Origin of the sequence: Citrobacter sedlakii NBRC 105722, assembly GCF_000759835.1 — a bacterium.
Taxonomy (GTDB): Bacteria; Pseudomonadota; Gammaproteobacteria; order Enterobacterales; family Enterobacteriaceae; genus Citrobacter_A; species Citrobacter_A sedlakii.
Genome location: NZ_BBNB01000016.1, coordinates 131,193 through 141,791, shown reverse-complemented (window position 1 = coordinate 141,791; position 10,599 = coordinate 131,193). Strand labels below are relative to the sequence as shown.

The 10,599-nt window shown below is 57.7% G+C and carries 5 protein-coding genes; 4 read left to right on the top strand and 1 reads right to left on the bottom strand.

The genetic code is table 11. From position 1 onward, the window contains the following. From CSE01S_RS20175 to CSE01S_RS20160, 4 genes are all read left to right on the top strand, one after another. A partial coding sequence (locus CSE01S_RS20175; protein WP_042292388.1) for an Ig-like domain-containing protein occupies positions 1 to 5,929 on the top strand: 5,929 nt, incomplete at its 5' end. Between the two features lie 190 nt (positions 5,930 to 6,119). Further along, complete coding sequence (locus CSE01S_RS20170) at positions 6,120 to 8,288, top strand: type I secretion system permease/ATPase (protein ID WP_042292362.1); 2,169 nt, start codon at positions 6,120 to 6,122, stop codon at positions 8,286 to 8,288. Between the two features lies 1 nt (position 8,289). Beyond that, on the top strand, positions 8,290 to 9,465 hold the full coding sequence (locus CSE01S_RS20165; protein WP_042292360.1) for an HlyD family type I secretion periplasmic adaptor subunit: 1,176 nt from the start codon (positions 8,290 to 8,292) through the stop codon (positions 9,463 to 9,465). Positions 9,466 to 10,137: 672 nt separating this feature from the next. Next, a complete protein-coding gene (locus tag CSE01S_RS20160; protein WP_042292358.1) occupies positions 10,138 to 10,353 on the top strand; it encodes a hypothetical protein in 216 nt (71 codons plus the stop codon). Between the two features lie 10 nt (positions 10,354 to 10,363). Here the strand turns inward: CSE01S_RS20160 and CSE01S_RS20155 are convergent, their stop codons facing one another. After that, positions 10,364 to 10,519: a hypothetical protein gene (locus tag CSE01S_RS20155; RefSeq protein WP_157449583.1), complete on the bottom strand. Its 156-nt coding sequence runs from the start codon at positions 10,517 to 10,519 to the stop codon at positions 10,364 to 10,366. Positions 10,520 to 10,599 lie beyond the last annotated feature (80 nt).

The following is a 10,599-nucleotide window of genomic DNA, read 5'->3' as shown; positions in this document are numbered from 1 at the left end:
GACCGTCCCGGCAGCGGACGTGGCCTCCATCACAACGGGGGCAGTGACGGCCAGCGTGGCAGACGCCGCCGGTAATACCGGTTCGGCCAGCCATACCCTGACCGTTGACACTGCCGCGCCGGTGGTGACCATCAACACCGTGGCGACCGACGATATCATCAACAGCGCCGAACACGGCCAGACGCAGCTGGTCAGCGGCGCCGTCACCGGTGCGGCGGCGGGTGACGCGGTTGTCGTCACCATTAACAACAAAACCTACACCACGGTGGTGGATGCATCCGGCAACTGGAGCATCGGCGTCCCGGCGGCAGATATCACCGCGCTGAACGACGGCACCACCACTGTGTCCGTGACCGTCACCAGTGCGGCAGGCAACAGCGGCTCGGCCACCCACGATGTGACGGTGAACACCGCCGCACCGGCCATCACCATCAACAGCGTGACCGCCGACGACGTGATCAACGCCGCCGAGCAGGGCGCAGACCTGACGCTCTCCGGCGCCACCACAAACGTGGAAGCCGGCCAGAACGTCACCGTGCTGTTTAACGGCAAGTCGTACACGGTAACTGTCAACAGCACCGGCCACTGGACGCTGGTCGTCCCGGCTGCGGAACTGGCGACCCTGACCGACGGCAACGCCCGCGTGGAGGCCAGCGTCAGCAATGCGGCAGGTAACTCCGCATCGGCCACCCACGGCTACAGCATCGACACGGATGCGCCGGTGATCGCCATCAACACGATCTCCGCGGATGACGTACTGAACGCGGCGGAACAGCAGCAGCCGCTGACCGTGCAGGGCAACACCAGCGCAGAAGCGGGGCAGACCGTAACGGTAACGCTGAATGGTGCTAATTACACCGCGCAGGTGCAGGCGAACGGCACCTGGAGCGTCACCGTGCCTGCTACCGATCTGGCCGGGTTAAGCAACGGTCCGCTGACGGTTTCCGCTGTTGTCAGCGACAAGGCGGGAAATGAAAGTCAGGCTGCCCATAATCTGACGGTGGATGCCAGCGCGCCGGTTATTACCGTCAATACGGTGGCGGGCGACAACATCATCAACAGTGGCGAGCAACGAGCCGGACAGACCCTCAGCGGCATCACAACTGCCGAACCGGGACAGACGGTAACCCTGACCTTTAACGGGCACACGTATCAGACGACGGTAGATACCAGCGGCAACTGGTCGCTATTCGTCCCGGCGGGCGATTTTACCGGCCTGGCGGACGGTAACTATGCCATCTCCGTCACCGTTAACGACGCGGCGGGTAATGCAGGTAACGTCACGCACAACGTGATCCTGAACGGTGATGTGCCGACTATCGCCATTGATGCCATCAGCACCGATGATGTGATCAATGCCGCAGAGCAAGGTGCTCCGTTGACTCTCAGCGGTACGACGGACGCGCCTGCCGGTCAGACGGTGACCATCACGCTTAACGGCAATCGCTATACCGCGGTGGTCGACAGCAACGGACAGTGGAGCTGCGTAGTGAGCAGCGTCGACGTCGCCGCGCTGGCGGACGGCACGGCGTATACGGTAAATGCGCAGGTCAGCAATACCATTGGCAACAGCGCCAGCGCCGATCGGGTAATGAACGTCGATCTGACCGCGCCAGCCCAGATCATCAACATTGATGCCGTGCAGGGCGACAGCGGCCTGAGCGGCAGCGACTTCATGACTAACAGCAATCTGGTGGTACTGGACGGCTCGCTCAGCGCATCGCTCGCCAGTGGCGAAACCGCGCAGATCAGTCTTGATGGCGGGACAACCTGGATCGATCTGTTGGTGAACGGCACACAGTGGACTTACGCCGACGGTCGTAGCCTGGCGGACGGCGGTTATCTGTACATTGTGCGAGTGATTGATGCGGCGGGTAACGTCGGATCGGTCGACAGTCAGTCGGTGCGGGTAGACACCACGCCGCCAGCCGTAACGCTGATCTCCGTTGATGCGATCACCCAGGATACCGGGCTGTCGACAAGCGATTACATTACGCATGACAACCAGATTTCCCTGCAAGGCTCGCTGAACGCGGCGATCGCCAGCGGTGAACATGTGCAGATCAGCCTTGATGGCGGCAACACCTGGACTGACGTCAGCGTCAGCGGACTGAGTTGGTCGTTTGCCGACGGGCGCACGCTCGCCGACGGCGATTATATTTATCAGCTGCGCGTGATCGACCAGGCGGGTAACGTCAGCGCGACCACCAGCCAGACGGTGACCGTGGATACTCTGGTACCGGACGCGACGAAAACCATCGTCTTTGACAGCATTACGGACGACAGTGGTCTGAGCAGTAGTGACTTTATTACGAAAGACACCTCGCTCAGTCTGCAGGGATCGCTGGGCGCGACGCTGGCGCCGGGCGAGATCGTCCAGATCAGCCTCGATGGCGGCGCCACCTGGCAGAACGTTACGGTGATTGGCAATAGCTGGTCGTTTGCCGATGGGCGTACGCTGGGCGAAGGCGTTCATGATTACTGGGTCCGCGTGATCGACACCGCCGGAAACATTGGCGCGACCGCGCACCAGCAGGTGTCCGTCGATCTGACCCCGCCGGACGGCGCGATCACGGTCAGCATCGACAGTATCTCTACGGATACTGGTTACAGCAGCAGCGACTTCCTGACCAACGATACCTCGCTGACCCTCAGCGGCTCCCTTGGCGCGCCGCTTGCCGCAGGCGATCGCGTACAGATTAGCGTCGATAACGGCCTGACCTGGCATGATGTCGTGACGAACGGCAACAGTTGGCATTATGTCGATTCGCGCACGCTGCCGGAAGGCGATCAGACTTACCAGGTCCGCGTTGTCGATGTGGCGGGCAACGTGGGCGCGACAACGAACCAGGTTGTCACCGTCGATCTGACCGCATCCACCAACGCGGTGAATATCCACAGTTATACCGACGACGTTGCCTCTTCACGCGGCGAGTTCGCGGCAGGCACCACAACCGACGATCGTATGCCGGTGCTGAACGGCACGCTGACGACAGGTCTGCTGACCGGGGAAATGGTGCGTATTTACCGCGCCGACGGCACACTGGTCGGCGAAGCGGACGTCAACGGCACCGACTGGACGTTCCAGTTGAACGAACCGTTGGTTGACGGCGAAAAAGGGGAGTTCTATGCGGTTGTCGTCGATGCCGCTGGCAACGAAGGCGCGCAGTCGCCGGTATTTGATTTCACTGTCGACCTCAAAATGTATGCCGATACCCAGAATACGCTGGATACCACGCCGATTATTACAGGGCGCGTGGACTTTGAAATCCTGCCGGGCGAATACGTGGAGGTGACGATCAATAACGTCGTGTACAGCTCACGCAACGGCGCGGTGGTCATTGACCCAAAAAACAGCACCTGGTACGTGCAGCTCCCGGACAGCGACGCGCTGGCGCTGGGCACTTACGACGTGAAGGCCGCGCTGTTTAAAGCCGATGGCACGGAGATTACCCATGACGACACCACTGGTGAGCTGACGGTTTCGCCAACGCCGTCCATCACCTTTACGTCATCCGCGGCCTCTTCGGAAGATACCGGTACCGCGCTAACCCTGGGCGAAGATGGGACGTGGCGTATCCTCAGTAACTCGACGGTCTTTACCCAGAACGCGACGGATTCGACTACCCTGGGCTCGTTTGACTCGGTGGCGATCAGCGGACCAGATCGTCAGCAGCAGTCGTCGTTTATCGATTTCGACCGCGATGGCCTGATGGATATTCTCGGCGCGGACACCAGCTATGCCAACGGACAGCAGTCGTTCAAATACAACGCCGACGGCAGCTATACCGCCTTCCAGGTGGGCGCTTATGGCGTGTCGGGCCAGACTAACGATCCGAACGGCAACGTCTACGGCTGGTACGGCGGCGCAATGGGGATCGATATCAACGGCGACGGCTATGTGGATATGGTCTACGGCGACGAAACGCCGAACGACTCTGAAGGACGGGGCGGCTATGACTCCGGGTTTGTACTCAACACTGACGGCACCGTGATGGGGTTTGATAAGACCGGCGCTTATGTCTATACCAATAACTCGCAGGACGGCGTGGCTTCGACCAATGGCGGTAACCCGACGCCGGACCGTGAAGTATCGGGCGTTGACCTGAACAACGACGGTTACGTGGACATTACCTATCACGCAACCTCAGGCACCAGTACGACTTCGGCCGGAGGCACCAGTAGCTCCAACTCCCGTCTGGCGATCGTAACCAACGGCGTGGATGCTAACGGCAATATGACGCTGACCAATACCCAACTGATCACGGATGTGTTCAACGGGGATAACGCATCCGATAACCATTACACCACGCTAACCTGGTCCGATCTGAATGGCGATGGCTATATGGATCTGTTTGTTGCCGGGTTGACCGCCAAAGGCGGCGCCACCAGCGCCATCTTCTATAACGACGGCACCGGCAAACTCACCGCGGCGGCCAACGGCGCGGGCGTAGGGTCAAACGTGCAGACGCTGGGCGACAGCGTGAACAGTATGTCCTCGCTGGCGGTGGACTGGAACGGCGATGGCCGGATGGATCTGATCGAAATCGCCGGAGCGGCGGGATCGACCATCGCCACCAATACCAGCAACGTGGGGCTGCTGTGGACCAACAACGGCGTGAACGGCAGCAACCAGGTTGACTGGTCTTCTCAGACTTTGCTAACCGGCGCGAACCAGGGCAGCACCAACATCACCACTGGCGCGTTGACGCTGGACCTGGATTATGACGGTGACAAGGATCTGGTGGTGTTCCGCGCCGCGGGCGGTAAAACGGAATACATCGAGAACACCAGCACCATCAGCAACGGCACGAGCATGATTTTGCGTATTGCCGATGCCAACGGGATTAACGCCTTCTATGGCAATACCGTGCTGTTGGTGGATGAGAGCACCGGCAAGGTAGTCAGCTCGCAGGTGATTAACCCGCAGGGCGGCGTGAACATGAACGACTCGTCAGGTCTGGTCTACTTCTACGGTCTGGACGCCAGCAAGTCGTACAGCGCGGTGCTGCTGGCGAACGGTCAGGATTACGGCGGCGTGTCGTCGGCGACGTTTGACGCTTCCGGCGTAGTGAACACGGTTGAAAACGTCAACGCTTCCTGGGGCGGCCTGACGGCGGTGGAGAAGAACCATGCGTACGTCCTGACAGCGGAAGACGGCGCGTCAGCGGCGAATAGCGCACTGGCGGCGACCGACGGCAGCAATACCGTGGGAATTGTGGGTACCGGCTACAACGATACGCTGAACGCTACCGCGGGCACCCATATCTATAACGGCGGCGGCGGTAGTCGCGTCGTGTCGGATGTGGACGTCTGGACCGCACAGGGCGGGATGGATATGGTGGATTACACGCTGGCGGGCAGCGCTGCGCTGAACATCGATCTCAGCAACGGCGCGATGCAGAACACCGGTTTTGGTCAGGCACAGTTCGTCAACATTGAAGGGATTGCCGGAGGCAACGGTGACGATGCCTTTACCGGCAGTACCGGCGAAAACGTCTTCAACGGGCGCGGCGGTAACGATACTTTCAATATTGGCAACGGCGGACACGATACCCTGTTGTACAAGCTGATCAACGCCTCAGACGCCGCTGGCGGCAACGGCAGCGACGTGGTCAACGGCTTTACCGTCGGCACCTGGGAAGGGACGGCGGATACCGATCGTATCGACCTGCGCGAACTGTTATCCGGCAGCGGCTACACCGGCAGCGGGTCAGCCACCTACGTCAACAGCGTCGCGACGCTGGATGCCCAGGCGGGGAATATCGAAGACTACGTCCGCGTGGTGCAGAACGGCAGCAACACCGAAATTCATGTGGATCTTGACGGTGCGGGCGGGGTCTCCGCCTCCACCACCGTGGTCACCCTGAATGGCGTACAAACCGACCTCGCCACCCTGCTGGCAAACCATCAGTTGGTGATTATGTAATAACCGACGTCCGGGGGAATCGCTTCCCCCGGCACACTTCGCGGTAAATACGCACTAGACTAAAAAATGAACAGCGCAGAGTGGATAACAGGTTTATCGCGCTGCGGCAGAAACGAGTATGAGCACACAATCCGTTATTCCTCACGCAATTCCGTTACGGCGCAATGTCGCAGAACAGGAACAGAATGCTATGAACACGCAGTCGCAATATGAACCCTGGTTACAGGCTATGATCGGCGTGGCGCAACATTATCGTCTCGACTACTCGCAGGAGCATGTTCGGGTGTCGATAAACTATGAAACTGACTCCCCGCGCGAGCTGGTGTTAAAAGATATGGCGCGCCAGCTGGGGCTGGGTTTGCGCAGGGTCGCAGCGAAAGTCTCGCATCTCGATCCGTGGCGTCTGCCGCTGATTGCGGAATTTAGCGAAGGGCAAATCGCCGTCATTACCCGCATGGACAACGACGGGAATATCAGCCTGCAGTTCAGCGGCGATGAAGGGCTGGAAACCGTATTACCGCGCGATGAATTAAGCGCGCGACTGAAAGCGTTATTTATTTTACGTCCGCTGGAATCCACGCCTGACGCGCGCGTTGATGATTACATTAAGCCGTATAAGAAAAACTGGTTCTGGCAGTTGGCGTTAAAAGACTGGCCTCGCTATATCGACATTATGGTGGTTGCGCTGGTGGCGAACGTGCTGGCGCTCTCTGGCATGATTTTTTCGATGCAGGTTTACGACCGCGTAGTGCCCTCGCAGTCTGAAACTACCCTGTGGGTGCTGTTTGGCGGGGTAATGCTGGCGATCCTGTTTGAATTTATTATGCGTATGCTGCGCGTCTATATTTCTGACGTGGTGGGCAAGCGGGCCGACTTGCGTATTTCAGAACGCATTTTTGCTCATGCGATGCGGATTAAGAACGGCGCGCGATCCAAATCCACCGGATCGTTTATTGCCCAGATCCGCGAACTGGAATCAGTGCGTGAGCTGATCACCTCAACCACCATCGCCGCGCTCTCCGATCTACCCTTCTTCCTGCTGTTTGTCTTCATTTTATGGATGATTGGCGGTCCGCTGGTGCTGGTGGTGCTGATGGCGGTTCCGCTGCTGCTGATCCCCGGCCTGCTGGTGCAGCGTCCGCTGGGGCGGCTGTCCAGCGAGGGGATGCGCGAGTCGGCTATCCGTAACGCCACGCTGGTGGAAGCGGTACAGGGCATTGAAGATATCAAACTGATGCGCGCCGAACAGCGTTTTCAGAACCAGTGGAACAACACCAACTTTGTCGCCGCTGACGTCGGCATGCGCCAGCGCTGGCTGACCAGTCTGTTGCTGACCTGGACCCAGGAAGTGCAGTCCATTGTCTATGCGGTGGTGCTGCTGATTGGCTGTTATCTGGTCATTGCTGGTGATATGACCACGGGCGCGCTGGTCGGGACCTCGATTCTGGCCTCGCGCACTATCGCGCCGCTGTCGCAAATCTCCGGCGTGTTGTCGCGCTGGCAATCGGCGAAGGTGGCGTTACAGGGGCTGGATGAGCTGATGCAGCGTCCGGTTGATGAGCCGCAGCAGGGCAAGAAAGTACATAAAGCGCACCTGCGCGGGCATTATCAACTGGAAAACGTCGCGTTTTACTACGACGAAGAAGAGAAAGTTAACGTGCTGACGGTGCCTTCGCTGAATATCAACGCCGGGGAGCGCGTGGCGCTGCTCGGTCGCAACGGCTCGGGTAAAAGTACGCTGCTGCAGGTGCTGGCGGGTATGCAGGAACCGCAGCAGGGGTCGGTGCTGCTCGACAATATCGCGCTCAATCACCTTGACCCGGCGGATCTGCGCCGCGATATGCAGTTGCTGAGCCAGCAGGCGCGCCTGTTCTTTGGCTCCATCCACGACAATATTACGCTCGGTAACCCCACGGCGACCGATGACGATATCCAGCAGGCGCTGGCGATCAGCGGCGCGCTCGAATTTGTGCGCAAGCAGAAAACCGGGCTGAACTATGTGATCAGCGAAGGCGGCGCCGGACTGTCGGGCGGACAACGTCAGGCGCTGCTGTTGGCGCGCGCGCTGCTGACGTCGCCGAATATTTTACTGCTGGATGAGCCCACTGCCTGGCTGGATGAAATTGGCGAGAGCCAGTTTATTCAGCACCTGAAGAACTGGCTGGGCAATACGCGAACGATGGTGGTGGCGACGCACCGTTTGCCGATCCTTGAACTGGTGGATCGCATTATCGTGCTGGATAACGGACGTATTGTCATGGACGGCCCGCGTGACGCCATTTTGCATAAACACGGTATGACGCCGCCGACGACAGGCAATGTTACCCGGATGCCGTCGAACAACCCAGGGAGAGCGTAAAATGCGCGATGTAAACCGTTTTAACAGTCGCCTCAGCGAGCCTAAACTGCCGCGCTCTTCCCTGATCGTCTGGTTCCTGTTTGCCCTGCTGGCGGCGTTTGTCGCCTGGGCGAGCTACTTTCATCTGGATGAAGTAACCACCGGCAGCGGCAAAGTGGTGCCATCGTCCCACGAGCAGGAGATCCAGTCGCTGGAAGGCGGCATTATCTACAAACTGCACGTGCGTGAAGGCGACATTGTGGAAAAAGGGCAAGTCCTGGCGCAGCTCGACCGGACGAAAACCGAGTCCGGCGTGCAGGAGAGCGAATCGAAACTGCATGCGGCGCTGGCGACCTCGGCGCGTTTGACGGCGGAAGTGAACGGCACCGAGCCGGTATTCCCGCCGGAGCTGAACAACGAGACGGCGCTGATAAACCAGGAGCGCGCGCTGTTTCTGTCCCGACGTGAAAGCCTGGAAAAAGGGATCCAGGGGCTGAAGCAGGGCATCGCGCTGATTGACGGCGAGCTGGCGCTCACCCAACCGCTGATCAAACAGGGCGCAGCCAGCCAGGTGGAAGTGCTGCGCCTGCGCCGGCAAAAGAATGAGATGGAAAATAAGATCGCCGAGCTGCAAACCCAGTATTACGTGCGCGCCCGTGAAGAGCTGGCGAAGGCCAACGCTGAAATCGAGACCGAGCGGTCAGTGATGCGCGGGCGGGAAGATTCGCTGACCCGCCTGACCTTTACCGCCCCCGTACGCGGCATTGTGAAAGATATCAACGTCACGACTGTAGGCGGTGTGATCGCCCCAGGCGGCAAGCTGATGAGCCTGGTGCCGTTAGACGATCAGATCCTGATTGAAACGAAAATCCTGCCGCGCGATGTTGCGTTTATCCATCCGGGGCAGGAAGCGATGGTAAAGATTACCGCTTACGATTACTCCATTTATGGCGGCATCAACGGCGTGGTGACGCTCATTTCGCCGGATACGATTCAGGATGAAGTCAAACGCGATCTCTACTATTACCGGGTTTACATTCGCACCAACAGCAATCAGTTAATTAATAAACAGAAAAAAGCCTTTCCGGTGTTTCCCGGCATGATTGCCACCGTGGATATCAAAACCGGCAATAAAACGGTGCTGGAGTATCTGCTGAAACCGCTGAACAAGGCGAAAGAAGCCATGCGGGAGCGATAACGACAGCCCGCAGTGGACAACGGTCCGCCGGGGAATTTCAGGGCGGACCAACAGCTTTTTTATGTCAATGCCACTCCGCAGAGAGATGGACAGGCAGACGCGTAAAAATTCCTGTACAACGAGGGCGGTTATTTGTGCGTTTCATCAGATTCTTACCAAAAATTGGCAAATGTGTCTCTTGAAAATTGACTTAAATCAAACTGAAGGCACTTAATTTGCGTCCTTAAAAAATGTTGCCGTTTACGTCTTGTTTACCTTTCCAGCGCGACAAGCAGCAGTGGTAAGACGTCCGGGGGCAGAATATTGTGAGGCTCACTACAAAAATGATGGCGTAAGCATCGTTTAACCCCCTCTAAAAAATCCGGTTATTCCGCGCAATGTAAACATTTATTTGAGGAGTAACTTATTGGCGAACAGGAATTTTCCACTGTCGGTCCACATTTTATCCATGCCAATTTACACCAGGCCGACGTAGAATAAAGGTCAGGGTGTAAAGGAATCGTGACGAAATAAAGGTTGCCAGTCTTCCCTTTCATTTGAAATAGCGTTCCATTTTGAGGCGATTTATTAACAATTAAATTACCTGGCTGATGAATTTTTGTGCGTTGACTTGTTTTTCCGCTAACTGCATATTCCTCTCCTGTTAAGACCACCCGCCTTCAGGAGATGACAATGCCTTCTCGCGATTATCCCGATCAACGCAAAGCCAGAGGTACGCGTTCTAAAAATATGGTTCTGTTGAGCGCCCGCGTAGAGTCAACCCTTTGGGACTATGTCCGTGCGCTGGCGCTGGAAACGCGGAAAAGTAAGCAGGATATTATTGCCGAAGCGTTAATGCTTCACCGCACCGTCCACGAAGACGATCTTAAGCACGGCGCGGAAAATTAAGCGCAGGTTTTCAGACGTTGCCTTTGCCGCTCTGCCGTTCCGTGGACTGTATTAGCGCTTTTACAATGGGCCTGACCCTGGCCGTCGTGATGATAACGATAATGATGTGGGGATGTACCGTCATCATATTTCCTTCGCCGATTATCACCACCCATAAAATAATCACGGATTTATTCTTTCGGAACTTCTGGAATGGCTTCATCGCGTTTTGAAAATAATCCAGGCCCGCTTTTTATGACTCCGGTG

What these genes read in the sequence shown, in the direction of transcription:
- CSE01S_RS20170 (WP_042292362.1), top strand. Translation starts at nt 6,120, where the DNA reads ATGAACACGCAGTCGCAATATGAACCCTGGTTACAGGCTATGATCGGC.
- CSE01S_RS20165 (WP_042292360.1), top strand. Translation starts at nt 8,290, where the DNA reads ATGCGCGATGTAAACCGTTTTAACAGTCGCCTCAGCGAGCCTAAACTG.
- CSE01S_RS20160 (WP_042292358.1), top strand. Translation starts at nt 10,138, where the DNA reads ATGCCTTCTCGCGATTATCCCGATCAACGCAAAGCCAGAGGTACGCGT.